A 22,789-nucleotide genomic window follows, 5' to 3' on the forward strand; every position below is an offset into this window, starting at 1 on the left:
CTCAGTATGTCATGGAGACGACGGAGGAGTATGATCCCTTTTGAACACTGTAGAGATTCAAAGACAATGGCCGCAGGGGTGGGAGCCTTATGTCAGTAAAGTTTGTGAACATCGGACTTATCGACGATCAGACGATCATGGTTGAGTTTTCCGATCAGAGCTATGCGGCATTCACCGTCAAGGAGTTGCTTACTCTCCAACGCTCGAAGAAAACTCCGGAATCCTTTGAGCCAAAGGCATTGCCGAACTAGCGCGATATTGAGTGTGGCGATTTTGAAGCTAAGGTTGATCGATGAGCGCCAGAGGAGGGGTTATGCAGATTGAGGGCCACGCGGGCCGACTCTGTCAGCCGTGGTTCCTGCATTTCCTTGTCAATGCGGGCGATTAGCTTTTTTTCCGACATTGCCGCTTTGCTCTTGATCTTCATCTTTGGATGCTGGCATAAGTCGGACGCACAGTCTGTACTGAAAGGCTCAACCCAAGGCTTCGCCCTGAAGTCTCTCCCCGGCTCAGGCTGGTTTCTTTCGTTCTATTGCCCTATCTTTCTTATGGAGTAGAAAGGCCGCTGTGAGCTGTTTGGCTTGTTGTTTAGGAGAACCTGAATCTTGTCCGAGTTCCAGGTTCGTTCCACACGAGCATTGGGCTTTCGTGATCCGCCCACCGATCCTGTCGGTAACTATTGGTTCATGATGGATTTTCATGCCTAGAACGCTACGCCGCTCCGCAGCATCTCACAATGCTCGCTACTCTTCAGCGCCCCCGTTGCAGTTATCGCAATCTTCATAGTGTTCGGTCATCGCCGTGTATGCCGCCGCAAGCTCGGTAAGCCTGTCGCCGGGCTCTTCGGTGCCGAGGTGATAAACGGCATCTCCGGCGGAGACAAGAAACGCCTGTGCGAGTTCCATTCCTTTGTCGCAGGCTGGAATCTCGTCCATGTTCCAGAGCTTGAGGAGGGCTTCGCGATTCATTGGACTGATTCTAGTCCTAGAGCGTCGCGGGCTTGAACTGTTCCTTGAATCCGGCACTGTGGAGCGTGAGCGGGGAGGCCTCTGACCGGTATACCAGCTCCGCCCCGCGCTGATCCCAGTCGTCCCAAAGAGCTTCCGCCGTCTCGTCATAGGTCGCAAGCCCAAGGACTGAAAGTTCCTTCAGACAGGCACCTTTGGTTGCGTAGGACTTGGTGAAACTGCGAGCGACGGGAGTGTCCGAGAGAATGACGCAGACCTGATAACCCTGTGCCACAGGTTCGACGAGGCTTCGAGCATTCATGACCTCAGTATAAGCATGGGGCAGAAGGCAAAAGCAAATGTTCCGTCATGGAATTAGACCGCCATCCGATCAGCCACCCGCCATTGCAATCGTCTTGTGACCGGCTGGTTCCTGGATGAAAGCTGGAGGAGCATTCAATTGACGTATTGCTTCAATTGCTCCTTGAACCCGGCAACGGTGAGCGCCAGAAGTTCAATGTCAGAGCGGAAGATCAACATCCCTCCTCGCCGATCCCAATCATCTTTGCGGGCGTCCTCGATCTCTTCTGGTGTCCCGATTCCGATGGCTGAGAGGTCCGTGAGGCAAGCATCCCTTGTGCGGTAGGTCTTCACCCAATTACGCAAGGGCGGCCCGGTAAGGATGACGCAGACCTCGTATCCCGCTATCACTCGCGCGACAAGACTCTTAGTCTTCATGAAAGCAGTATAAGAGGCTCCTGCGTGATACTCAGAAGGTCAGAAATCTGGTATCCGCTTTGCTATCCCTTTGCATCGGACTTCCCTGCCATCGATTGCGAAGTCCTGCAAGCTGCGACGTACTCCGTCCTCCTTGAAATCAATGGATCAGGCACTTTGCAAGATGCTACGACCTAGTGCGTGCCGATGGAAAAAGGGTCGAAAGGGCTGAAACGGTCCCTAAGTCCGGCTGAATGGGCGGCGCGCGAAGGTGGCATAGCCGGGAGTCAGCGGCCAAACTTTAGCCGGTACTTGGTCCGGGGTTAGGTTCAGGCGACCCGCCCCGGACGCCGCGATCCGAACGCCATTCCTACGGCTTGTCGAGCGTCTAGCGGCGCGTGTGCGGCTTTCAGGATGTCGAAGAGCTTGGATTCTTCGCGGTACAGGCGGGAGCGTCCTACAGGCGTCTGTCTCCCTTCCTCGGTGAAGCACGCATGGTAGCCGGTGGCATCTCGTAGAAGCACATGGTCACTCGCGGCGTAGGCGAAAACGATGTGGAAGGTTTCGCGCTCATGCGCTTCCTGTGCCCGACAACCAAGAATTGCCGTATTTCATGCGCTGGTGTCATGAATGACCTATGCGCTATCTCCGCAATCTATTGCTCCCTCTCGTCCTCTCCGGCGTGGTGCCTGTTGTACACGCTCAATCTCCCGTCCTTCCTGCCGTGGGCGATGGTTCATTTGTGATCGTGACCGCTCCTAATGGCTGCGTTACGGATGGTTCAGGCTCGCCGATCGCAGACGGCACAATCCAGATTCAAAGCGTCGACGGAGGCGGAAACGCTATCCCCGTCGGGTACGGCGTCGGGCAGGCGGTCACTACGCCGGTAACGCGAATGATTACGGCAGGATCTCTGGCGGGGAGCCTGCAACTCGTCAACCCGGCGGTGTCCTCGCCTAGTCAGGTTCTTTATCACATCACCGTCATAGACAATTCGACGCACAAGGGAACGAATTACAAGGGCGTGCCGCTGTATTTGAATGACGTTCCGGTGTCCGGACGAAACACCGTTTTCAACTTCTGCAAGATGAATACCGGCTTGGCGGTCCCCTCGGTGCCTACGGCCATAATCCAGGGGCCACAAGGGCCACCGGGCATCAATGGTTCGGTGACTCCACTTCAGCTACAGAGTAGTGCCGCAGGCGCTGTCGCGGCCGCGTCGCTCGCGCAGGGAGCGCCGCAAGCGAATCTGTTTGACGTTGCGACCGTGACGACCGGAGCGGGCCTTACGCCGAGCGGCGCGACGCTCACTTACGCGGGCGTTTTCTATACCGGGTACATGGTGGTGGCGGGGCAGGCGAGCGTAGTTTCAAGTGGTGATGTGATCGGCAACTCGACCTTTGCCAGCATCTTCTACGATGCCAACGAAAACGTACTTTCAACGACCGGGTCGGCCGTGATTCCCGCCGGTGCACCTATCACCATTCCGACCGGAGCGGTTTACGCGAGGTTCACGTATGTCAGCGGAAGCATTAGCGGTTTCACCCAGACCTCTCCCGCGTCGCTGGTAGTGTTTCCGGGCTCGACGCTTCCGTCCACCTACGTGCAAACGGCTCGCGCAATAGCTCAGGCGCAAGCCTCGACTTTAGTTCAGCTCACGCCTCTGGCGGGTAAGAAGTTTATGGTCTTCGGCGATAGCATATCCGACCTTGGTGCCCTGGATGGGCCTTCCGGTGTCCATTGGGAATCCCTCGCAAGCGTGATAACCGGCGTTGTTCCGGGAATCAATCGAGCCCAGGCTGGTCGCCGAACCTTTCAGGCATTTACCGAGTATCTCTCTGCGGACGCAGGGACGGTAAACACCGCAAGGCTCGCCTCCGATCTTGCGACCCAAGACGAGGCTGTGATCTTCCTGGGCACTAATGACACTCTGGAGCTTGCGCAGGGGCACATAGTCGTAGGCAGCATTACAGACTCGCCTGGAGGTTGTAATCGTACCCAAGGCAGTTCGGTCTCCGGTCCGGGGCTTGGGCCGTACGCGTATTCGTTCTATGCGTATGCCCAATGTGTTGTTGATACGATCCAGCAAGCCGCACCGACTAAGAAGCTGGTAATCGTGGGCCAGTATCATCGCCAAGTGCCAGCCGGTCAGCCGATCCCGAGCGGCGACTACACCGGCTACGGAACCGACGTGCAAATAGATGCCCTCAACTCAGCGTTACAGACCATCGCGGCGAGTCGCGGCATCTTCTTTGTGGACCTTGCAAAAACAAGTGGCATTGGTCTGAACACAATCGCAAACCCGGACGGCTCGGCACTGTTTCTTCGAGATCATCTTCATCCTTCCGATGCGCTGGGATTTCCAGCTATTGCGAAGCAGATAGCTCGGGGCATGGTTGATGCGTACTAGATAAGCAAGGGCTAGCAAGTTTGATTCGCTGTCGGATTATGCGGGGCAGGCCTGATCTTGCGGAGGCGACGCGTACGTTTGCGAAGCCTCCGCAAGCTTCATCGGTAGCTCACGCTCTGAGAGGGCGAGCTTCGGCGGGAAAAGGTCGTGTACCCGTCTAGGTATGCGTCTCCCGCATCCGGGTTGTCGATGCTCGCTCCCCGCCCATCTGCAGAGAGTTTAGGCGAATACAAGGCGAAAATAATCCACAGATTAGAGATCCACGACTTAGCTTGATTTCTTGTGGAAAATAAAGGCACGTTTTCCCCTTAGACTGTGGACGGATCGGGGAATGTAATGTCGATCCCCGGAGGGTACGCGATGGTGAAGTTCGTCGACAGCATCAGAATCCGAAATAACAGCGCAGTTCAAGCTCATACCAGCACGTTGACGTCAACCTATAGTCTCGAAGGTTCGGATGGATTCCAAGCTACCTGTCACGGATTCGATGAGGTAGGAAACGCACTCAGACGGAGCTTTATCTTCAAGAACGAAGACCTGAAAGTCGTACGGTTGATTCTTGACAGCAACCCAGAGGCGCAGGTCGCGTTGAGTGCTTCCTATATCGGCTAATCGGGCAGCTACTAATCACTTAGCGTGTTCATTGATTGAATGCTGCCTTATGGGTACGATTTGCATGGGCAGTTTGGCGGTAGTCAGGCAAAGATAATGAGAGCCCAACGCGGGCGGCGATGAGCATTCCGCCGTCGGTGCATGTCTCATCGCCCTTTAGACGGCGAAGTTTCACGGTCTAATGTGGCGGTCGACGCGAATCGGTGGATGTGAGAACTGGAAGGCTCTGTCCTTCTTGACCCGCGGTGGAATCACGCTCTATCAGTTTCACCTGATGTTGGTATACGCCTTTCAGCGCCAGGTGCTGCCGCAGTCGGTCTTCAATGTGAACCAGAGTTGCGTTGTGGGTTGCTCCGGCCTGCTCATCTATGAGCGTGGCTATGAGATTCTCCAGGCTTTGAATCTCAGTTTTTAGCCAATTCGAGCTGTGTACGTTCTGGCAAAGATGTGACATTTGGGAATTTTATTGAAGCATTGTTACAAGTCATTGATTCTTTCAAAACCAGTCAGAGCGGTCCTCATCAGGCAGTAAATGTTGCGGGTTCTTACAAAACTGTTCGTCGCAGTCGTCACAATCCTCGCCATATACGCCGCCGTGAGCCTGTAGCCGGGCTCTTTGACACCGAACCGGTCGACAAATTCACCGGCGCAGACGAGAAACGCCTGGGAGAGTTCCATGCCTTTGTCGCAGGCTGGGATTTCATCGAGCTTCCAAAGGGATAGAAGTGCATTGCGGTCAACGGGACTCATTCGACTCCAATATCGGTCAGGGCGTCTTGCAGTTGCTCACGGGTTTGCAAATATGAATTCTGTAACGCGTTGAGCGTACGGAGGGCGGTTGGTGATGAGCGATGGGGTGCGATCGATGTTGGAGCTGATCTGACCCACTAGCCGTTCCATCGTGGCAAGGTGAGATGCGAGCACCGCAAGTGTTGAATCGGGCATGGCAGTGGGTATAGAGGTTCTGAAGGACGAGTCAACGCGCAGCCAAGCATCCCTTGCGAGTCCAGGTCGTGGCGGTGAAGTGGGAAGGCATGAAGGCTGCCGAACCCATCCGGCGTGTTGCGGAGTGGGAGCGCAAAAATGGGAGCCAGGTGCTCTCCTGAAGCTAGCTGACTCCCTGACGACACATACAGGCCTGTCGGTCATCAGTGGAGAAGTGTACGCCGGGCCCCTACGCTCTAAATCAAAGTGAGCGCTAGTGCCCATTGTGGATGGCTTTCAGATCGATACCGCGACATTCATGCCCAGCCTTAGCATCTTCGGGCGTTGCGTGCATACCGCCTGCCCGCACAGGTGTATAGCACGCGCAGCAAATCGCTTCGTCGGGGCGATCTCGACGTGTGAGGAAGCGCCTCTGGTATCTATCAAGCTTTTTGTTTTTGGCTAGAGTGAGATTCACCGCAGTAGTGTGACCTGGTTGAATTAGCGTCCAAGGGTTAGGATGCGGTCCACGAGCGCGACGGTTGGACTAGCAATATTCACCTAAACTAAGCGGATATTCATTCTGAAATGCCGTCGAGCGTCAAAGCCGTCCGGGCCTCATCGAGGCGGCCGGACGGCGCAGTGATTCTCCGCTGAACAGGAGAAGCGACTAGGCGGGGTTGATTACCGCGCCCTTCGGCTCATAGCTGCAGGGATCGTCCATTATGAGATGTCCGGTGACTGCGCGCTGACCATTTTCCCTTCGCCCTGCAATCACTCCAGCGTAGAAGAGTCGCGCTGCAAACTGTGCGAGGTACCAGTCCGACTCCAAGGGTTCAGATTTTGCGAGGTCCGCGTGGTAGCTGTCAACGAGCAGCTTGAACATTGGGCTGCTGGTAAGCATCGTCATGTGGTCACTGAAGGCATCGATGGCACTGGTGCCCTCTTCACGCTCCGCGCACTCCGCGAGTGCGCTGTCGTGACGCAGGCCGAGCCCTGGCGCATCTAGGACTAACTCTCCTCGGTCATCGCGCCGCCCACCCTCCTTGCGCCCGCTGAGCACTCCTGCGTAGAAGATGCGCGTTGCGAAAAGACTGAGGTGCCAGTCGGGCTCCAGACCCTTAGGGGCGGCGAGGCTGGCGTGGTAGTCGTCGACGAAGGGTTTAGACATCTGACTGCGAGACAACGCGTCCATGTGAACGCTAATGATCTCGCTCCGCCTCTCTTCAACTTCAGCACACTCAGCGAGAGCACTGTTGTGACGCGTCCCACCCCACCGGGTGAGGTCGCGGCGAGAGAGCAGGGGAGCTGCGTAGGGTTCCTCGGGTTCGGAGCCCGTCGCAAATCCATTGCGCTCGACCACAAGGCGCTCGACCATGAACGGCTCCTCCGACGCCTCTGGACTAAAGTGGTGGACGAAGATCCTGCAGGCGTTCTGAGTGTCTGTGATCGCATCGGAGAGGTTGTCGGTAAGCTTGTGTACTCCAGCTATATAGCGCTTCCCGCTCCGGATTACGTAGCGTGGAGCATTTAGCTCATCTTCGCTCAAAGCGAGGCGAATACCAGATTTGGAGACAGAGGCGATCGTTTCAATCTTTGCTGGAGATCTTCGGTTACTCTTGCGCGAAATTATGGGTGTTGGTGCCGTGCGGGTGTGGGTTTTTGAAGACGTTGCGGACGCTACGCTGTTAGCTTCCTTAGTAGCCATGTGAGTTCCCCCTTAGGAACTTGCTGGTTAGCCCCTTGCGAGTGTTGACGCACTTGCCTGGGGCGCTTCTGTTTACAGCCGGGTGGCTGCGGAATCCGATGAAGTGAAATGTATCACGTGGCGTGCGGCTTGGTGCAGTTGAAAGCCGAAGAACAGCTTGTTCGGTGTCGAGGTGGGCACGCCCCGTGGTGTAGCGATCGAACGAAATTTGGTCTACGTGGTCTATGGACCACTGACAATCACTGGGCTCGGCTTTAGTCTCAATTCATGCCTGCACGGAGGGGACGGCGGCTCGATCAGTTCATCGACGAGCCGCTACCTGGCCTAACGGACTGGAGTTCTGATGCGCGGCTTTGACGACTATCTAACGACAGCTCAAGCCGCTGAGGTTATGAACGTCACTAAGACGACTCTGGAGTCATGGCGGTGGAGCGGCAAAGGGCCAGCTTATGTCCGTTTGGGCAAGGTGGTCAGGTACGGTCGCGCTGCAATTCAGGAATTCATCGAGGCTAATGTCTACACCTCGATCGAAAGTCGGATGAGTGCAGGAAATCTAGGTGTGCGCCCAGCCTTTCGCGAGGTGGGTTTTACGAAGGAGACTGCCGATCAACGTAAAGCTCGGTTGACGGGTCAGAGGGAACTAGTGGCCCGGATCGGGCGCGACATTCGACTCAAAGGTGAGCTTAGCTCCAAGCGGAAGACAGGCAATCATGATGGGGCATCCTAGCCTGTCATAGGCGCTCGAAAGTGACGACACGATCTGCGCGAAATGTCTTGAAGCGCGAGCCATCATAGGCTCCGATCCACTCATGCTTAGAGCAAGCGCCTCTGCCGGTGACCGCAACCGTCCGCACCGAGTAGTTTCCTGAGCCATCGCGATACGTGAGCATATGAGGCGCGCCCGGAAAGTTGTCCAGCCTATGGGCGGCATAGGCGGGCAGGGCAGTCTCGAGGAAGACCCCGTCGGCAAGGATCTCCCGCAACTCGGCCTCAGAGATGATGGCGGTGCCGTAGAGCGCAGCTTTCCTTGCCTTCTGTGAGTCATGCTTGGCGCAAACCAGGTAGTGGGTCTGGAGGTTCAAATACTCGACAAAACAGCCGTTCGTGCTCGCATTGATGAGTTCGGCGAAACGAGAGCGAGGCTCGGATAGCGCGCCCGTAATGGCGACATTGACTCGTGACAGAGTATGCATGACACGAAAGGATGCAAGCTCAGAATCTCACAGTCAAGATAATTTGGCGCGGCGGATCGGCGGCGATTCGATCTAGCCTTTTCGATCACTGTAGCTTTGTGCCGCCTGACGTTGCGCGCACTTTGGCGAGCAATATGTAGTGCGCTTGCCTTTCACTCTGAAGGGAGCGTCGCAGTTTTCCCACCCGCAACGCTTCCATTCATAACCTTCAGCGCGACTAATGAAGGCTGCGGCATTGATGGCGGCTTGCACGTTCTTGCACACCAAACGCCCCTCAAGGCCGCCGTTTAGTGACAGGTGCATCGGCGGTATCTCTATCTGGCGCATCGTCTTTATGAAGGCTGCGGCTGTCATCGCATTGCCAGCACTGCCAGAAAATACGGGCTCGAACTCTCCGAGCAGCCATGCTTCATGGTCTTTCCGCACCGTCTGAAACCTCGACAAGGGCAGGGGCCGTGTGGGCATCTTCGCGATGTCCTGAGTGTCTAGTGGCCCGTATTTTCGCAGGAACGCCATACACTCCTCCACCGAGTGCGCCCGACAGAATGCATGGCTGACCTCGAATATGTCGTGGTGTTGTCGCAGCGGCGGAAGTGGCCTATCGTCTCCCGGATCTCGATAGAACAGGTCTGTATCTGGAGCAAAAACGAAGGCGGGTTCGCTTCCAGCTTGATCGACCTGAACGATCCAACGTGGGCGCGTTTCGAGATTTGCACAAATTTCCACATTCATCTGCATATGCGATACGGTAGCATCATCTTGGATATGAAACAAGACTTTTTCGTATCCATCTGCGTCTTGATCGATACGGAGGAATGCAATGGTGTCCAATCCCCTCACTTACACCGTGGACGAGTTCTGTCATGCGATGAATATCAGCCGAAGCGGCTTTTACGCGCTTAGAAAAAGAGGTGAAGGGCCGCGCGAAGCTCGTGTCGGAGGTCGCAATTTGATCAGTCGCGATGCCGCAGTCGAGTGGCTTCGCGGTTGCGAGCGAAACGCAATCAAGGTTCCAGAGACAGCAAATTGAGCAAGCAAAACGAAAACCCCCGCTCGCGGCAGGGGTTGTCAGGAGGAAGGTATGTCCAAGTCAGACTCTATCACCGGTTGCCCGAAGCGAGCTAATCGTTTGATTCTTCTGTTGTGGGCGGTGTCTCATGCTTGAGATTCGCACCGGTAAGATCGGAATTCCACAGCCCTCAGGTTTGGGAGTGAATTCCCGAAATCCCACGCGCCCTCGCTCAGCTAGTGACTACCCGGCACATCGGGGAGACCGCCGTGGAAACGCCGGGAGTTGCGCCAAATGAACAAGAGCCCAGCATTCCAGTTTTACGCGGCTGAATGGTTGGCTGATGAGAAGGTGTCTCTTATGACGCTCGAAGAAGAGGGCGCATACATCCGTCTCGTCGCGTATTGCTGGCGAGAGGGAAGTATTCCGGCCGATCTCGAGATGCTATCGCGGCTTTGTAAGGGAGCCTCAAGCAATTCGGTAAGGGTGGTTACATCTTGCTTCAAGCAACACCCGACCGACCCGTTGCGCTTGGTGCATAAGCGACTCGAGTCCGAGGCCGCGAAGCAAAAAGAGTGGCGCGCTAAATCGGCAGATGGCGGCCGGCGGAGCGCGGAAAAGCGCTGGGGGGCACGTTCAGATGCGAATTCTGTCGATATCGGTAAGAGTGCTGTAACCACCCCTATAAGCACCCCTTCGACGTTGGTTCAACCAAACGGTAACTCTTCGTCTTCTTCTTCATCTTCAATAAATACAAAGACTGTTCATCACAATGCTTCGCGCGATCAAGCGATTGAGCGTATCTACAGTGCTTACCCTCGCAAGGTTGGTAAGTCGAAGGCTCTTGATGCGATCCTCCGGTCGGTACGCAGCCTCCAGGCTGGGAACGACTGGCCGAAGCAGTCAGAGGCCGAAGCTCTCGAATTTCTTTACGACAAGGTTGTGAGTTTTGCGCGCTCGCCTTCGGGACAGGCGGGCGAATTTACGCCACACCCGGCGACGTGGTTCAACGCGGGACGGTATCTCGACGACCCGAAAGAGTGGCAACGAGGCAAGGACCAACAAGGGGGCAACAGTGAGGCGAATCGGAATGGAAGACCTAGACAATCTCCTGCAGTCGAAAGAGGCGAACGCTCTCGAGCGGGAATCAAAGCGGCGTTTGACGCACTCCGAGGTGACGCAGTTGGAGATGCTGATTACGCAGACGAGGGACTATTACCCAGGTCAGGAACTGCCGGAAGAGACATCGAGGGTGTGGGCTCCAGCGCTGGCGGCGTTCGCTTTGAAGTATGGGATGGACGCGCTTCGTAAAGCGCTGGTTGACCACATGGCCGAAGAGGAATTCCTGCCGCATCCGGTGGGCATACGTAAGCGGCTTGAAGCTAAGGCAGCGGGAGATGGTATGCGCAGCTCGGCGCTCAAGTACATGCGCGAGCAGGCCGAGGCGAAGGCGATTTGGGAGCGAGAACGCAAGGAAGAGAAGCGCTCCGAGGAACACGCAGCTTAGCGGCGGCGGGATACGAGAGGTGAGGCGTGGAAGCGACAGACAACGGAATACGCAGAATACCCGGACACCCGAACTATGGATGCATGGAAGAGGGAACGGTGTGGTCCATTGTGCGAGGTGGCGAGTGGAGACGCCTTGCCACGTCACCATGTTCAACCGGTTATCTCAAGGTGAAGCTTGGACACGGCGAGACGTTCATGGTTCATACGTTGGTTGCGTTTACGTTCATCGGAAAGCGTCCTCGGGGCAAGGTCATCGGCTTCAAGGATGGGAACAAGCTTCACCTCGCCGCCAGCAACCTCCAGTACGTGACCGAGAGTAAGAGGAATGCGCGTGCCTGGGAGCGCGGTGTGCAGAGCGCTGGATGGAGCAAACGCAGGAAGACGCTGAGGCGGTTGGGCTATGAGACGTTCGGCAAGTCGGGCAGCTATCCCGGTAAGCCTGGGAGACGGGTGAAGCATGGCAGGCACAGACCCGGGATTCCAAGAGGGCACGCTGTGTCAGTGCAGCGTGCGTGACTCGGAACGAGTTCGTTCCGCCGTTCCGAGTCAGACATCGCGAGGTATGATACGTCGCAAGTCATTGCAACCAACGGCAAAAGGTACTCCGCCGACCTTCGCTTTTGCGGGTGACGCGGTACCCCTCAACATCCCTAGCGCCAGCATTTTTTGGCAACCGTTCCGTTTCTGACCAGGTAGTTCCAATTTTCAAGCGAAAGGAAGCCGATGAGCCAGAGCTCACAGGAGTTGATTACCGAGATCGAGCTTGCGGAGCGTCTGGGCGTGAGTACGAGACAAGTCCGTAACTATCTCAAAAATGACAGTTTGCCGCATATTGGAGATGGGAGAGGTAGACGTTTCGAGTGGCTCAAAGTCTTGGAGTGGTACCTGCTTTACCGCGTCGCGATTTCCGGAACGGGCGGAAACCAAAGGGATGTCTTGGCAGAAAAGCTCGCTGAAATCCGGAACTCTGCGGCCAGCAGAGCCGAAGCTCTCGCGGCAGACACACACAGACGGATTCTGCAACGTGAGACTGCAGGTTTGAAGCTCCAGATGGAGGAACTGAGACGAGTCAGAGGTGTCGGGAGCCGTCGACTTAGACCGCGAGGTCGCTAACCGGTTTGAAGGGCGCTGTGGGCCGAACGGAACGCGCTTCGTGGGTGACGTTGGAGCATTTGAACCAAGGAGGTTTCGCTTGGCCGGTAGGATCAAGAGTCGCAAAGCACGCCGTCGCGCCATCGCACGGAAACGCATGACAGATGGGGCCGCCCAAACGGCCATCGGGCCGTTGGCGGCTCCCGTGTTCGGGCGAGCAAGCCGCGTCGTGCTCAACTCTGGAGAGCATGTGGCGGTGCGGTACGCGGTAATGGAGGCGGACGCGCTCATTACCTCCCACCGAGGCCTGCTGTACGAGCGAGACCCCCGATACCCATCCTCCGCACAACCCCGTGATTACAAGGCCGAGAAAACGCTACAGCTCGCAGTTCAGGTTCGGGCGCAACGGCTCGACCCTTGGCAGGTGCTGACCGATAGCGTCCTTCCTGTTGACGGGCCGCCCATCGTGCGACGTGACGGCGTCGTCCTTTCAGGTAACGGGCGCACGCAGAGTATGCGCCTGGCAATGAGGGAAGGGCTCTATGGCGAGGTTCGCTCGGCCATCTTTGAGCGAGCGGGCTGGTTTGGGTTCGATGGCGAAGCTGCCAAGGCGTTCCGCGAGCCTGTCCTGGTTCGCATGACTGAAAAGGACGTGACGGACGACGGGCTGCTCGCCCGCTATGGCGTAGAGATGAATCGTGACCCCGGCCAGGGTATGAGTGCGATTGAGCAGTCCGTGGGCTTGGCGCGACTGATGGATGCGCATACGGTTGCAAGGCTCGCTTCGATTGCAGCGGAGACGCCGGACGGCTGCACAGCCCGCGAGTTTATGAAGCGGCAGGCCGGTCGCATCGCCAGGGTGCTTGTTGAATCCGGTCTGATCGATCAATGCAAACAAAGCGAATGCTTCGCCGAGACTGGTGACCTTACGGAGACCGCCAAGGATATCGTCGAGAACGTCCTCGCTGGCATAGCCGTCTCAGACATCGACGTGCTGAGGAAAGCTAGTCTGTCGACGCAAGACAGGCTGTCTCGTGCCGGTGTCGAGTTCCTACGAATCAAGAGTGCAGGGCCAACCTGGGACGTTTCGAGATTCAATCTTGAAGCCGTGCGCCTCAAGACGGAAGCGGAGAACAACTCAGCCATCCTTCGCGGTATGCGGCCACGAAAAGGGGAATCTAACTCACTCGTTGAGAAGCTGCTCCATCCCGAGCGCTTCTACGGGGCTCAGAGCCGATTTGCAGGCGAGGCATGGAAAGCGCATCCAGCGAGTGAAGCGTTGGCTATGGCTCTGGAGCTTGCCCCTCGCGAGTATGTGGCCCTGCTGTCCTCCTTCGCCACCCGTTGCGAAAGTAACGAAAGCCTGTTCCGGAATGTCCATCCCGCCGAGGTCTTCAGCGCGACTATCGGGCGGTATCGCAACGGCAGAGGCGTTCTGCAGTGGTATATCCCCTTGGAAGCGGAAGATTGGAGCTGACCTAGATGCCTGCACTTGGATTCAAGATCGATATCTCGGGCTACGTTGAGGAGGTCGAGCAAGCCCGCTCGCGAGACGTCCCCTTCGCCACCGCGAAGGCGCTCACCCGCACCGCCCAGGACATACAGAGCGAGGTGCGCCGCGATTTGCAACGCGACTTCACGCTCCGGAACAACTGGACGCAGCAAGGCGTGAAGATCACGCCCGCGCAAAAGCTCTCCTGGCCCATCACCGCCGAGGTATACACGGACACCGGAAACAATCAGGGAGCCGTCGACTACCTGGAGGCCCAGGAAGACGGCGGCGACAAGGTGCCACATCAGGGGCACAGTTATCTCGCGATCCCGACACAGCAACTCCGCTCGCTTACAGGAAACGGCGTCATCCCGGCCCCGCTCCGGCCGCGCGAACTGCTCGCGGAGTTTACCGGAACGCACGTCGGTCGCCGGTCAAAGAAAGACGTTCGCACGCCGAAGGCACTCCAGTTTGTCGGCTTCAAACAAATGATTCGCGGGAAACTCTTCATCATGGGACGCCGCCCCGAGAGCGAGAAAGATGCAATACCGCTTTACCTTCTCGTTCCCGATGCCCACATCAAACCCGTACTCGCAATGGAGCAGACCGCCGAAAAGGTCGCCGAGGCCCGCTTTGATACCCATTGGGATGACGCCTGGAGCGAAATCTCTTAGCCGTTCATCTGTTGACCCCGAAAGAGTGGGCGGCACCACTCCGAGCTTCCCACTGGACGGCATCGAGGTGGCTTTCGCACGGCAAGTTACGTCGCGTGAAGGCTGGGTGAAGGACGCTAATAGCGAGAGCTGACCTGGAGGCGTTCTTGCGCCGTGACCAACGCACGCGTGCGGAGTCGGTCTGAGCCAGGTGATGCCGGTAGACCTATACAAAATTCTCAATAACCTTTCGTGAAAACCGCCAACTTGAGCCGATCTGCTTACCGGGAATTTGACCTTTAGTGGCCCAGGTTATAACGGTCTTGTGAGAGAGGCGGAGGTATTCGGCCACCTCTTTGGCGGTCATGATGTCTTGCAGAACGGGCTCAGGTCGCGGTTCTCCATGCGGCGTCGCTTTGGTCTTCATACCAACCCAACGTACAACAAGAAGCGCGACGCGTCGACGCCTATGCGTTCGATCCCGGCAGAGCTTCCTCTTGAAGCGCCTATCGGTACAGCGGGATGGGCTGACACCTTCGCGCGAGGGAAAGGCCAGTTTCAGATAATGCTGTTTTTCGCGAATTACCGCCGGAACGAAATTGCAAGGGCGAGGCCGGGTTCATTGGTTGGACTGTGGCGTAGTGAAGTCGCACTCCGCAATACACACAAGGGGTCTCGTGAATCACAAAGTCTGCTGCTTCAACCCAGAGCGAGAACGCTCTCAAGCAGCCGGAACAGCTGATTAGCACCTGCGCCCGAAGAGAAGCGTCGCGTTCTGTCGGGGATATCCATATTGGTATGGCCGAACTGTTTCGATCTCTCGATCCTGTATCCGGCTGAGACGCGTTCTGCATGATCTCGAAGAGGTATGTGAGGCCCGTGGCCTTGGCGTAATAGGCGTCCGCCGCGATGCCGTGCGGAACTCCCTGTCCCGCAAAGGCTCCTCTGGTGGCAATGACGTAGATGCCGGGTATGCGTCTTCGTACGACTGACAGAAGCTCGAAACCCGACATTCCCGGCATGTTCAGGTCGGAAAGCATAATATCCGGAGGCTCTGTCCTGATCTGTTCCAGAGCCGTGAAGCCATCTTTGGCAGAGGAGACCTCGTGACCGCGCCCTACAAAGACCTGGGATAGCAATTCTCTCGTAACAGGCTCGTCCTCGACGATCAGTAGCGTTGGTTTTCGCTGAGTCATCTGTCATCTCCTCATTGGTTCAATTGTGCTCAAGTTCAAACGTCACAAAGACTTCAACTGTGCTCGCTTCTTCCCTACCGCTGAGAGGGCAGCTTGGCTGCGCTCCACGTCTGGCACTCGCCCCGAACCGTCTTCGGCTATTTGATCGTGCAGGACGACATTCAAAAGCGATTTGTGCACCTTGATCCGGCCGTTGTACTCAATAAATCCAAGCTTTCTGAACCGGTTCATGAAGAAGCTCACACGAGAGCGGGTGGTTCCGATCATTTCGGCAAGCGTCTCCTGCGTGATCTTCGGAATGAGTGTTTCGGGATCTTCGGCCTTACCGAATTCAGCCATCAGAAGGAGAATCCGCGCGAGGCGCTTTTCACTTGAGTTGAAGAGTTGATCGACCAGGTCCGCTTGAATCCTCATGCTCCGCGCCAGCAAGAACTTGAGGAACAAGGCTGAAACCTCATGTTCCTCGTTCATGACGCGAATCATCTCTTCCCGTTCAATCTTCAGGGCTGTGCAGGCGGTGATCGCTGTAGCCGTCGCCATGCGGAGTCCGACGGGACCTGCGATTGATTCCTCTCCAATGAAGTCGCCCGAGGCTAAAAGGGTGATAGTGGCTTCTTTGCCGGTCTTCGAGACAACCGTAAGCTTGGCCCGGCCTGTCCGCAGATAGAGGATGAAGTCGGCTGGCCCACCCTGGGCAAAGAAGTTCTCGCTTGGCTTGAGCTGAACGATCTTGCGCCCCAAACCTGCATTCGCGAGAAAGCTGGCGAGGTCGAATGCATCTGCAATTCGTGTTGTCATGTGTCGTTCTTCCGTGTGTGAGCGACGTTACATAAGCATCGCATCCCAGCGACGGGGCAATCTGTGCTGTTTTGCTCATTTGGTCGAGACTTCAAGCGGAATATCAACATCTTAGGCGCGCCAAAGGCGTCTAGGTGCCGCGCGGAAGAGGGAGGCAGCCTCATTTCCCAAACGACGAAGGTCTGCCGCGAGCGTATTCCGCATTGGGCGCGTATCTTGCCGCGTTTTGTATCGCGTTGCTAAAACCGGGACAGGGGAGGCAATACATGCACATTGCAAACGGGGATCTGTTGACCACGAAAGAAGCGGCGGAGTTACTGAGGGTGTCTCATTGGACCGTATCGGCATGGCTTTCAAAGGGCCAGTTGCCACGAGTAAAGGCTGGCGGACGAACTCTGATTGCGAAAGCCGATATTCAGGCATTCCTTACCCGTTCCCAATCGCCAAAGACGATAACGACAGAGCCGATATAGTGGACGAGGCTGCCGTCGTAGATCAGTGACCACGGGGCGGCAAGGGGGTTGGGGTGGCTCTGTACAAGCGCGGCGGGGTGTACTGGTATGAGTTCGTTTACGAAGGGCGGCGAATCCGCGAGAGCACCGGTGTAAAGAATCAGCGAGTCGCCGGTGAGATCGAGCGCGCCTATAGGACGGCGCTCGCGAAAGGCGAAGTGGGCATTACGGAGCGCAAGCGCGTTCCGAATTTTCGCGAAGCCCTGACAGACTTTCTCCGCTGGTCCGCTGCCTCCCATAAGCTTTCGAGCCACGAGCGTTACAAGACCAGCTCTGTTGCGTTATTGAAGCACTTTCGCGATATCGCGCTCGATAAGATCACGCCGGAGGACGTCGAGCGGTTCAAGGCGGTTCGCAGTGCTGATAAGAAGACGTCACGAGCCGCCGACGGTAGGCGAGTGAATACGCGCAAGCGGATCAGGCCCGCGACGGTGAATCGCGAGCTTGCATGTCTCAAGGCTCTATTCAATTTCGTTATCAAGACTGATGTCCTGGGGAAAAATCCGGTAAGCCGGGTCAAGATGCTGGCTGAGAACAACCTCCAAACACGGGTGTTGTCGTTTACTGAGGAACATAGCTACTTGTCTGTTGCAACTACGGTCTTGCGAGATGTCGCAACGCTGATGCTCCAGACCGGCATGAGGCCTGAAGAGGTTTACCGGCTTCAACCCGAGCATGTCGATCTGAGCCGAGGCTATGTCCATGTTCCCTTCGGGAAAACCGCTGCCGCTAGGCGCTCCTTGCGGCTCACGGCGGCGGCAAGGGAAGTGCTCGCACGGCTTATTGCTGCTCAGTCGCCAAGTCCTTTCTTATTCCCATGCGAGTCGGCTCCGGAACGTTCCATCCCGAAAGTGAATAACGCGCACGACAGGGCGGTGAGGGATAGCGGGATAGCGCCGATCCGCCTCTACGATCTGCGGCATACCTGGGCGACGAGAGCAGCTATGTCTGGAATCGATCTCGTCACGCTGGCTGCGATGCTTGGACACTCGAAAATCAACATGGTCTTGCGCTACGCTCACCCGACGCAAGGTCATCAGGCCGACGCGATGGAGCGGCTAGAAAAATATAGCGCTTTAGAGCAGATCCGAGCTTTCGAGAGGAACGATTCATCTGCGCTGAACGCATAGAAAATCTAGCCAATGCAGCGAGTCCCCACAAAAGTCCCCACAGGCGTACTTTCAAGGCGGGCCGGAAATCGTCTAAGTTGTTGATATTATGGAGGCGCGGGTCGGGATCGAACCGACGCATAAAGGTTTTGCAGACCTCTCCACGTCGCCTAAACCATTGAAAAAGCTCGCCAATTCCGTCGAATGCAGCACCGAAATTGGCCTAGTTTTCCATGGTGTTTCGCCTTATTGACAACCATTTTGACAACCACAGTTCAGACCCCCCAACTCATGTTCTGGCGATTTACCCCGCTCTTGAATGTGATCAATCACCCCCATTCTATCTGTTGCCGGCTCGACTACTCCTGGCAGTGGGAGGATCATGAATCCGTTCCGATTCTCTGTCAAATTTTGACTTAATTGTCTCGGCAGTTGAGACGGTCTAGTTCCTGCTCAATCGCGGTTCTCCCGCGGGAGAGCCATAGGAATTCAGGGCGGACCCTTAGATCCGCCCCGAATCGTGTTCTACGGCTTTACTTAGAGAGCGGCGATGCCATTGAAACCGACTGTCTTCGGCAGGCCTTCAATATCTCCAAGCGGATTCACGGTTCCGTCGGAATTGATGGTAAAGACGCTAATAGCGCCGGATCCGGAATCGAGAGTGAACAGGTACTTACCCTCTTCACTGACCGTCATGTCGAGGTTGGTAGTGCCTTCACGCAGCGTGCTGAGAATCGTGCTGGCAACCGGCGTCAGCGATCCATTTGCGCCGACGGTGAAGCCAGCCACACTGGATGTGGCGGAATTGTCGACATACACCCAGTGGCCATTCGGAGTGATGGCATTCCAGCAGTTGCCGTTTCCATAAGTGGGAAGACTTTGAGTAATTGCGGCGAGTGTCCCATTTGAATTGATGGTGTACGAGGAGATGCTCGAAGTGTCGGTTCCGTTATTAGGCTGATTTTCTGAGACGATGAGCTGACCGTTGGGCGTAAACACAGTGGCAAAGACTCCTGGAGTCACGCTTTTGTTGTTCACAACGGTGCCCAGTGTCCCATCGGGATGAATCGGAAACAGATCAATGCTGTTGGAAACTTTCTCGATTACTACGAGCCATTTTCCATTGGGGCTTACGGAGATGGACGAAGCTCCCGAGTTGGTTCCAGTCAGAAAGACCTTCGCATCGGGAACTTCATGGAGTCTCCCAAGTCCGTCTGCCTTGAATACATCCACCGCACCTGCTCCGCCAGCGTCGAGGACGTAAACGGTATAGTTGTGTTCGGTCACAGCGATCGGAAAAGCACCCCCGGAAGATTCTTTGTCGACAAGAACAGGAATGCCTCCCAGGAGATGAAAGCTTGAGACCGTGCCACTGGCAGAGTTTACCGCGAAGAGAAGATTGTGGTCCCCGCTCAGAGCTAATGCTCCCTGGGACTGGAGCGGATCAGTCGTGCCACCGCTTCCGCGCCCGTCAGTAGCCGTGCGAGTCCTGAGCTCATACTGTCCGTTGTGGCTACGCTGATAGGTCAGTACTTCGTTCTTGGTATTGTCATTGGTCATGACGAACACCGAGCTTCCGTTACCCTGGAAGATATCGGCCGCATAGGTGGGAGTGGCGATTGCTCCGATAGAGAGCGCGATGGTCAAAAGACCGGGGACCGACTTGAGCATTGTGTTGACTCCTTTGGGGGGGGCACCTGTTTGCGCAATGGAGTCTTCGGCGCTTACAGCTATGACAAGCATCGAAAGGATTCCATGGATCGTTGCGCAGCTATAGGAACTACGAGCGCCAGAAAGGTTACAAAAAACAGGCGTGAACTCTTTATTGAAAGACAAAAAATATTGTCAGAAACCTGCTGCAGTGCCCGGCTTCTTTTGTACCAGTGGAGTTGATACAAACTGGGATCAAAGGAGCGGAATATGGCACGAGGGAAGAAGCATAGTCCGGAGCAGGTGGTGAACCTGCTTCGTCAGATTGAAGTTGCGATCGCGAACGGGAAGTCGACTTCATTGGCCTGTAAAGAAGCGTTGATCACGGACCAGACGTACTACCGGTGGCGCAAGGAGTATGGCGGACTGCAGGTAGACCAGGCTCGGCGATTGAAGGAGCTCGAGCAGGAGAACGCCAAGCTGAAGCGCATCGTAGCGAACCTGAGCCTTGAGAAGCTGGTGTTGAAGGACATCGCGGAGGGAAATTTCTAAGCCCCGAGCGACGTCGCTGTGCGGTGAACCATGCGCGACAGGTGCATGGGCTGAGCGAGCGGCATGCGTGCCTTGTGGTGAAACAGCCACGAGGCACGCAGCGCTATCGGCCGACACAGCGAGAAGACGAAGATACGCTCACCCAGGCCATCGTGACCCTAGCCAGTCAGTACGGCCGCTATGGTTATCGCCGCATTACAGCTCTGCTGAGGCACGCAGGCTGGCATGTCGGCAAGGACCGGGTAGAACGAATCTGGCGTCGCGAGGGGCTGAAGGTTCCACAGAAGCAGAAGCCAAGAGGCCGGCTATGGCTCAATGACGGGTCATGCGTGCGACTACGACCGGAGCGGCCCAACCATGTCTGGAGCTATGACTTCGTCAGTGCCAAGACCTACGACGGAAGGACGGTACGAATGTTGAACCTGATCGATGAGCATACCCGCGAGAGCCTGCTGGTGCGACCGGAGCGTCGCTGGTCGAGCGCGAAGGTGATCGAGGCGCTGGCCGATGTGATGGTGATCAAGGGTGTGCCCGAGCATATACGCTCAGATAATGGCCCTGAGTTCGTAGCCCGCGACCTGCGCAAATGGCTTGCAAACACAGGTGCAAAGACACTCTACATCGAGCCGGGCAGCCCGTGGGAAAACGGCTACTGCGAGAGCTTCAACTCTAAGCTGCGTGACGAGTTCCTCAACGGCGAGATCTTCTACTCGATGAAGGAGATCAGGATCCTGGCCGAACGTTGGAGGGTTCACTACAACACCGTCCGGCCACACTCCTCGCTGGGCTACCGACCACCAGCACCAGAGTCGTGGCAGACCGAAATCAAAACAGGGTATGGAGAAGTGGAAAGCAAAATGCGCTTCCCACTTCCCCACACCCTCGACGGCGGCTACTTGATCACAAAAGAAGCTGCGCTACACTGACACTCCACGGTACAAAAGATCGGGCAGACCACTCTCCCCATGGCGAAGAAGAGCATCAGCGTCAACAGCGGGAAGCGATGTGGCATTCTCGTAGTCATTTCTTTTTGATGATCCTTCCCCTGCGGCAAAGCAAACCTTGGACACCCGATTGGATCGCCGGTGTATGCGCCGCCGCGCGCAAAATTGAGCAGGTCTGGTCAACCGCGGCCTTCCGATCCCAGCTCACCACCGCCTTGGACCTCAAGCTTACCGACAAAGAAACCATCACACGCGCCAAGCTTTACCATGACATGTTCCTCACCCCCACATCGTCATGACCCTAACCGCCTGGGATGGCGTCCCGCAATGCGCAGCCAATTGGAACGACGCAACGGCAATTCGAACGGAATACCTATCCCATCCCGATCACTTCCGTGCGGCAGCCCCAACCTTGTCACCACCCTCACCAACACAATCTCACACGAGTACACGCACTACAAAGTAATCGGCTCCACCGACTCGGGTGGATACGACGACAACTATGTGTCCTACGCTGTTGGCTGCCTCACCGAGCAGCAGGTTTTTCCCGGTAGATCAAATGACTATCCCATTCTCAGACTGCTGCAGACGCTGGCCGGGATTCGTTTCTTGCAAATTCTCAATCGAGATCGGCTTGAGGACGGGTGCCTTTCCCTAAGACTAGCTTGGGTATGCGATGAGAAGAAGTTCGGGGCCGAGTTCACAGCCGCTCCTGAAGTCCTACTCGGAGCTTCTGACAGCAGGGAACTGACTCTCAGGGTTTCGACTCGCTAAGCTAAGACCCCCAAATTCACACGGAAACTTACACACCGAACTAATTGAATCAACTAAGTTGTTGATTGTAATGGTGAAATCGGCAGACACAGCGGACTTAAAATCCGCAGACCCTAAACGGTCGTGGGGGTTCAAGTCCCCCTCCGGGCACCAATCAGCGTTTTGAGCGTCATTCCAAGTCTTCTGCAGACAGTCCGATGTCGCACCTTAGTCGCGGCAAAGCGCCCGATCGATCGCGCTTTGCAGCAATTCGGTCCCGCCCTCCAGCACCTTTCCGTGGCCACAGGCCACGCGTCGAATCGGGTAGGTCAGCAGCTTTGTCGCCGTATCTTTCGCCTGCTCGCGGTTTGAAAACGCCTTCATCGGAAACCACCATGGCATAAATCCAGTAATGGTCAGATTGCCTAGCGAACCAAACTGATCTCCGGAATAAAGTGTGCCATCGCGTTCATCCAGAAAGGACTGATGTCCGTGGATGTGACCAGGAGTGTCGATCACCAACAGCGATCCTACGCGATCCTCCTCCACCACAGTCTGCGTAACTTTACTGGCGATCCCTGGAGTTCCGCCGCGAATCGGACCCACTTCGCCCGCCCTGAGCGAAAGATCGGGCGGGGCCTGCAAAATCGGGATGGACCGCTCAGAAGCGATCAACTCCAGTCCCTTCACCCTCCCCATCAGGGCGTCGACGCTCCCTATGTGGTCCACATGCGGGTGCGTAAGTAGGATCCTTCGAATGGGCAGACCAGTCGCCGCCTCAAGTATCTCCTGGTCTGATTCCTTTAGATTCGCGTCGATTAGGGTATAGCCATCCTCTTCCCGCACCAGGAAGCAGTTCACCAATCCGAGGCGTGTCAATTGCTTTCCATACTGCCCAATCGGTTGGATCTTCACCACGAATCTCCTGGAAAATCAAAGATCGTACGTCCGATGAGATTCTGAGATCGTACTCTCGGATTCCCAAAAGTTTATCTTGGACGGTCTGCGG

27 protein-coding genes and 1 tRNA gene are annotated in these 22,789 nt (G+C 56.2%); 15 read left to right on the forward strand and 13 right to left on the reverse strand.

Features of this window, described 5'->3' with window-relative positions; genetic code table 11:
- Positions 1-89: 89 nt before the first annotated feature.
- Positions 90-251 (forward strand): hypothetical protein, encoded by a 162-nt coding sequence (locus HDF16_RS10480; RefSeq protein ID WP_184216393.1) that lies wholly within the window; start codon positions 90-92, stop codon positions 249-251.
- A gap of 492 nt (positions 252-743) precedes the next feature.
- Here HDF16_RS10480 and HDF16_RS10485 read toward each other — a convergent pair whose 3' ends face one another.
- The 3 genes from HDF16_RS10485 to HDF16_RS10495 form a co-directional block, all read right to left on the reverse strand.
- A complete protein-coding gene (locus HDF16_RS10485) occupies positions 744-968 on the reverse strand; it encodes a hypothetical protein (protein ID WP_184216395.1) in 225 nt (74 codons plus the stop codon).
- 16 nt (positions 969-984) lie between these two features.
- The gene (locus HDF16_RS10490; RefSeq protein WP_184216396.1) at positions 985-1,269 is read right to left on the reverse strand and encodes a hypothetical protein; all 285 of its coding nucleotides are present in this window, start codon (positions 1,267-1,269) and stop codon (positions 985-987) included.
- Between the two features lie 134 nt (positions 1,270-1,403).
- Entirely contained in the window at positions 1,404-1,685 is a 282-nt protein-coding gene (locus HDF16_RS10495) for a hypothetical protein (protein ID WP_184216398.1), read from the reverse strand.
- Between the two features lie 616 nt (positions 1,686-2,301).
- Between HDF16_RS10495 and HDF16_RS10500 the strand changes: the two genes are divergently transcribed.
- From HDF16_RS10500 to HDF16_RS10510, 3 genes are all read left to right on the forward strand, one after another.
- Complete coding sequence (locus tag HDF16_RS10500) at positions 2,302-4,074, forward strand: SGNH/GDSL hydrolase family protein (RefSeq protein WP_184216400.1); 1,773 nt, start codon at positions 2,302-2,304, stop codon at positions 4,072-4,074.
- Positions 4,075-4,410: 336 nt separating this feature from the next.
- Complete coding sequence (locus tag HDF16_RS10505; protein WP_184216402.1) at positions 4,411-4,686, forward strand: hypothetical protein; 276 nt, start codon at positions 4,411-4,413, stop codon at positions 4,684-4,686.
- A 235-nt stretch (positions 4,687-4,921) separates the two neighbouring features.
- Positions 4,922-5,101: a hypothetical protein gene (locus HDF16_RS10510; RefSeq protein WP_184216404.1), complete on the forward strand. Its 180-nt coding sequence runs from the start codon at positions 4,922-4,924 to the stop codon at positions 5,099-5,101.
- A 62-nt stretch (positions 5,102-5,163) separates the two neighbouring features.
- On the opposite strand, the gene HDF16_RS10515 is transcribed toward HDF16_RS10510, so the two are convergent.
- Together HDF16_RS10515 and HDF16_RS10520 are read right to left on the reverse strand one after the other, a co-directional pair.
- Positions 5,164-5,436: a hypothetical protein gene (locus HDF16_RS10515; RefSeq protein WP_184216406.1), complete on the reverse strand. Its 273-nt coding sequence runs from the start codon at positions 5,434-5,436 to the stop codon at positions 5,164-5,166.
- An 844-nt stretch (positions 5,437-6,280) separates the two neighbouring features.
- Entirely contained in the window at positions 6,281-6,988 is a 708-nt protein-coding gene (locus HDF16_RS10520) for a hypothetical protein (RefSeq protein WP_221312674.1), read from the reverse strand.
- Between the two features lie 673 nt (positions 6,989-7,661).
- Between HDF16_RS10520 and HDF16_RS31815 the strand changes: the two genes are divergently transcribed.
- Positions 7,662-8,045 (forward strand): helix-turn-helix domain-containing protein, encoded by a 384-nt coding sequence (locus HDF16_RS31815; protein WP_184216410.1) that lies wholly within the window; start codon positions 7,662-7,664, stop codon positions 8,043-8,045.
- Between the two features lie 4 nt (positions 8,046-8,049).
- On the opposite strand, the gene HDF16_RS10530 is transcribed toward HDF16_RS31815, so the two are convergent.
- Entirely contained in the window at positions 8,050-8,511 is a 462-nt protein-coding gene (locus HDF16_RS10530) for a hypothetical protein (protein ID WP_184216412.1), read from the reverse strand.
- 72 nt (positions 8,512-8,583) lie between these two features.
- Positions 8,584-9,342: a hypothetical protein gene (locus HDF16_RS10535; protein WP_184216414.1), complete on the reverse strand. Its 759-nt coding sequence runs from the start codon at positions 9,340-9,342 to the stop codon at positions 8,584-8,586.
- Between HDF16_RS10535 and HDF16_RS31820 the strand changes: the two genes are divergently transcribed.
- From HDF16_RS31820 to HDF16_RS10565, 5 genes are all read left to right on the forward strand, one after another.
- Complete coding sequence (locus HDF16_RS31820) at positions 9,332-9,541, forward strand: helix-turn-helix domain-containing protein (protein ID WP_184216416.1); 210 nt, start codon at positions 9,332-9,334, stop codon at positions 9,539-9,541. The genes HDF16_RS10535 and HDF16_RS31820 overlap by 11 nt on opposite strands.
- A gap of 1,069 nt (positions 9,542-10,610) precedes the next feature.
- Positions 10,611-11,027: a hypothetical protein gene (locus HDF16_RS30630; RefSeq protein WP_246409007.1), complete on the forward strand. Its 417-nt coding sequence runs from the start codon at positions 10,611-10,613 to the stop codon at positions 11,025-11,027.
- A gap of 26 nt (positions 11,028-11,053) precedes the next feature.
- Positions 11,054-11,545, forward strand: coding sequence for an HNH endonuclease (locus tag HDF16_RS10555; RefSeq protein WP_221312675.1), 492 nt, complete (start codon positions 11,054-11,056; stop codon positions 11,543-11,545).
- A gap of 676 nt (positions 11,546-12,221) precedes the next feature.
- Complete coding sequence (locus HDF16_RS10560) at positions 12,222-13,598, forward strand: hypothetical protein (RefSeq protein WP_184216424.1); 1,377 nt, start codon at positions 12,222-12,224, stop codon at positions 13,596-13,598.
- Positions 13,599-13,603: 5 nt separating this feature from the next.
- On the forward strand, positions 13,604-14,287 hold the full coding sequence (locus HDF16_RS10565) for a hypothetical protein (RefSeq protein ID WP_184216426.1): 684 nt from the start codon (positions 13,604-13,606) through the stop codon (positions 14,285-14,287).
- A 205-nt stretch (positions 14,288-14,492) separates the two neighbouring features.
- Here the strand turns inward: HDF16_RS10565 and HDF16_RS31825 are convergent, their stop codons facing one another.
- The 3 genes from HDF16_RS31825 to HDF16_RS10580 form a co-directional block, all read right to left on the reverse strand.
- Complete coding sequence (locus tag HDF16_RS31825; protein ID WP_184216427.1) at positions 14,493-14,693, reverse strand: helix-turn-helix domain-containing protein; 201 nt, start codon at positions 14,691-14,693, stop codon at positions 14,493-14,495.
- 79 nt (positions 14,694-14,772) lie between these two features.
- Positions 14,773-15,462, reverse strand: coding sequence for a response regulator (locus HDF16_RS31830; protein ID WP_184216429.1), 690 nt, complete (start codon positions 15,460-15,462; stop codon positions 14,773-14,775).
- A 42-nt stretch (positions 15,463-15,504) separates the two neighbouring features.
- Positions 15,505-16,260 carry a Crp/Fnr family transcriptional regulator gene (locus HDF16_RS10580; RefSeq protein WP_184216431.1) on the reverse strand — a complete coding sequence of 252 codons (756 nt, stop codon included), beginning with the start codon at positions 16,258-16,260 and terminating at the stop codon, positions 15,505-15,507.
- A 266-nt stretch (positions 16,261-16,526) separates the two neighbouring features.
- Between HDF16_RS10580 and HDF16_RS31835 the strand changes: the two genes are divergently transcribed.
- Together HDF16_RS31835 and HDF16_RS10590 are read left to right on the forward strand one after the other, a co-directional pair.
- Positions 16,527-16,733: a helix-turn-helix domain-containing protein gene (locus HDF16_RS31835; protein ID WP_184216433.1), complete on the forward strand. Its 207-nt coding sequence runs from the start codon at positions 16,527-16,529 to the stop codon at positions 16,731-16,733.
- Positions 16,734-16,786: 53 nt separating this feature from the next.
- A complete protein-coding gene (locus HDF16_RS10590; protein ID WP_184216435.1) occupies positions 16,787-17,902 on the forward strand; it encodes a phage integrase in 1,116 nt (371 codons plus the stop codon).
- 89 nt (positions 17,903-17,991) lie between these two features.
- On the opposite strand, the gene HDF16_RS10595 is transcribed toward HDF16_RS10590, so the two are convergent.
- Together HDF16_RS10595 and HDF16_RS10600 are read right to left on the reverse strand one after the other, a co-directional pair.
- Positions 17,992-18,074 (reverse strand) — tRNA-Cys (locus HDF16_RS10595).
- A 344-nt stretch (positions 18,075-18,418) separates the two neighbouring features.
- The gene (locus HDF16_RS10600; RefSeq protein ID WP_184216437.1) at positions 18,419-19,552 is read right to left on the reverse strand and encodes a lactonase family protein; all 1,134 of its coding nucleotides are present in this window, start codon (positions 19,550-19,552) and stop codon (positions 18,419-18,421) included.
- Positions 19,553-19,801: 249 nt separating this feature from the next.
- Between HDF16_RS10600 and HDF16_RS10605 the strand changes: the two genes are divergently transcribed.
- The 3 genes from HDF16_RS10605 to HDF16_RS10615 all read left to right on the forward strand — a co-directional run bounded on the left by HDF16_RS10605 (position 19,802) and on the right by HDF16_RS10615 (position 21,801).
- Positions 19,802-21,009, forward strand: a protein-coding gene (locus HDF16_RS10605; protein ID WP_184216439.1) for an IS3 family transposase whose coding sequence is annotated in 2 segments (ribosomal slippage) — positions 19,802-20,069 and positions 20,069-21,009 — 1,209 coding nt in all. Because the reading frame shifts where the segments join, the coding sequence is not laid out codon by codon here.
- 77 nt (positions 21,010-21,086) lie between these two features.
- Entirely contained in the window at positions 21,087-21,326 is a 240-nt protein-coding gene (locus tag HDF16_RS10610) for a hypothetical protein (RefSeq protein WP_221312676.1), read from the forward strand.
- A gap of 28 nt (positions 21,327-21,354) precedes the next feature.
- Positions 21,355-21,801 carry a hypothetical protein gene (locus HDF16_RS10615; protein ID WP_184216443.1) on the forward strand — a complete coding sequence of 149 codons (447 nt, stop codon included), beginning with the start codon at positions 21,355-21,357 and terminating at the stop codon, positions 21,799-21,801.
- 207 nt (positions 21,802-22,008) lie between these two features.
- Here HDF16_RS10615 and HDF16_RS10620 read toward each other — a convergent pair whose 3' ends face one another.
- A complete protein-coding gene (locus HDF16_RS10620; RefSeq protein ID WP_184216445.1) occupies positions 22,009-22,695 on the reverse strand; it encodes an MBL fold metallo-hydrolase in 687 nt (228 codons plus the stop codon).
- Positions 22,696-22,789 lie beyond the last annotated feature (94 nt).

It is taken from the genome of Granulicella aggregans (assembly GCF_014203275.1).
GTDB lineage: Bacteria > Acidobacteriota > Terriglobia > Terriglobales > Acidobacteriaceae > Edaphobacter.

What these genes read in the sequence shown, in the direction of transcription:
- HDF16_RS10520 (WP_221312674.1), bottom strand. Translation starts at nt 6,988, where the DNA reads ATGGTCGAGCGCCTTGTGGTCGAGCGCAATGGATTTGCGACGGGCTCC.
- HDF16_RS10485 (WP_184216395.1), bottom strand. Translation starts at nt 968, where the DNA reads ATGAATCGCGAAGCCCTCCTCAAGCTCTGGAACATGGACGAGATTCCA.
- HDF16_RS10495 (WP_184216398.1), bottom strand. Translation starts at nt 1,685, where the DNA reads ATGAAGACTAAGAGTCTTGTCGCGCGAGTGATAGCGGGATACGAGGTC.
- HDF16_RS10615 (WP_184216443.1), top strand. Translation starts at nt 21,355, where the DNA reads ATGCGCAGCCAATTGGAACGACGCAACGGCAATTCGAACGGAATACCT.
- HDF16_RS31830 (WP_184216429.1), bottom strand. Translation starts at nt 15,462, where the DNA reads ATGACTCAGCGAAAACCAACGCTACTGATCGTCGAGGACGAGCCTGTT.
- HDF16_RS31820 (WP_184216416.1), top strand. Translation starts at nt 9,332, where the DNA reads ATGGTGTCCAATCCCCTCACTTACACCGTGGACGAGTTCTGTCATGCG.
- HDF16_RS10490 (WP_184216396.1), bottom strand. Translation starts at nt 1,269, where the DNA reads ATGAATGCTCGAAGCCTCGTCGAACCTGTGGCACAGGGTTATCAGGTC.
- HDF16_RS10515 (WP_184216406.1), bottom strand. Translation starts at nt 5,436, where the DNA reads ATGAGTCCCGTTGACCGCAATGCACTTCTATCCCTTTGGAAGCTCGAT.
- HDF16_RS10530 (WP_184216412.1), bottom strand. Translation starts at nt 8,511, where the DNA reads ATGCATACTCTGTCACGAGTCAATGTCGCCATTACGGGCGCGCTATCC.
- HDF16_RS30630 (WP_246409007.1), top strand. Translation starts at nt 10,611, where the DNA reads ATGGAAGACCTAGACAATCTCCTGCAGTCGAAAGAGGCGAACGCTCTC.
- HDF16_RS10500 (WP_184216400.1), top strand. Translation starts at nt 2,302, where the DNA reads ATGCGCTATCTCCGCAATCTATTGCTCCCTCTCGTCCTCTCCGGCGTG.
- HDF16_RS10610 (WP_221312676.1), top strand. Translation starts at nt 21,087, where the DNA reads ATGTGGCATTCTCGTAGTCATTTCTTTTTGATGATCCTTCCCCTGCGG.
- HDF16_RS10480 (WP_184216393.1), top strand. Translation starts at nt 90, where the DNA reads ATGTCAGTAAAGTTTGTGAACATCGGACTTATCGACGATCAGACGATC.
- HDF16_RS10580 (WP_184216431.1), bottom strand. Translation starts at nt 16,260, where the DNA reads ATGACAACACGAATTGCAGATGCATTCGACCTCGCCAGCTTTCTCGCG.
- HDF16_RS10505 (WP_184216402.1), top strand. Translation starts at nt 4,411, where the DNA reads ATGTCGATCCCCGGAGGGTACGCGATGGTGAAGTTCGTCGACAGCATC.
- HDF16_RS10600 (WP_184216437.1), bottom strand. Translation starts at nt 19,552, where the DNA reads ATGCTCAAGTCGGTCCCCGGTCTTTTGACCATCGCGCTCTCTATCGGA.
- HDF16_RS31815 (WP_184216410.1), top strand. Translation starts at nt 7,662, where the DNA reads ATGCGCGGCTTTGACGACTATCTAACGACAGCTCAAGCCGCTGAGGTT.
- HDF16_RS31835 (WP_184216433.1), top strand. Translation starts at nt 16,527, where the DNA reads ATGCACATTGCAAACGGGGATCTGTTGACCACGAAAGAAGCGGCGGAG.
- HDF16_RS10565 (WP_184216426.1), top strand. Translation starts at nt 13,604, where the DNA reads ATGCCTGCACTTGGATTCAAGATCGATATCTCGGGCTACGTTGAGGAG.
- HDF16_RS31825 (WP_184216427.1), bottom strand. Translation starts at nt 14,693, where the DNA reads ATGAAGACCAAAGCGACGCCGCATGGAGAACCGCGACCTGAGCCCGTT.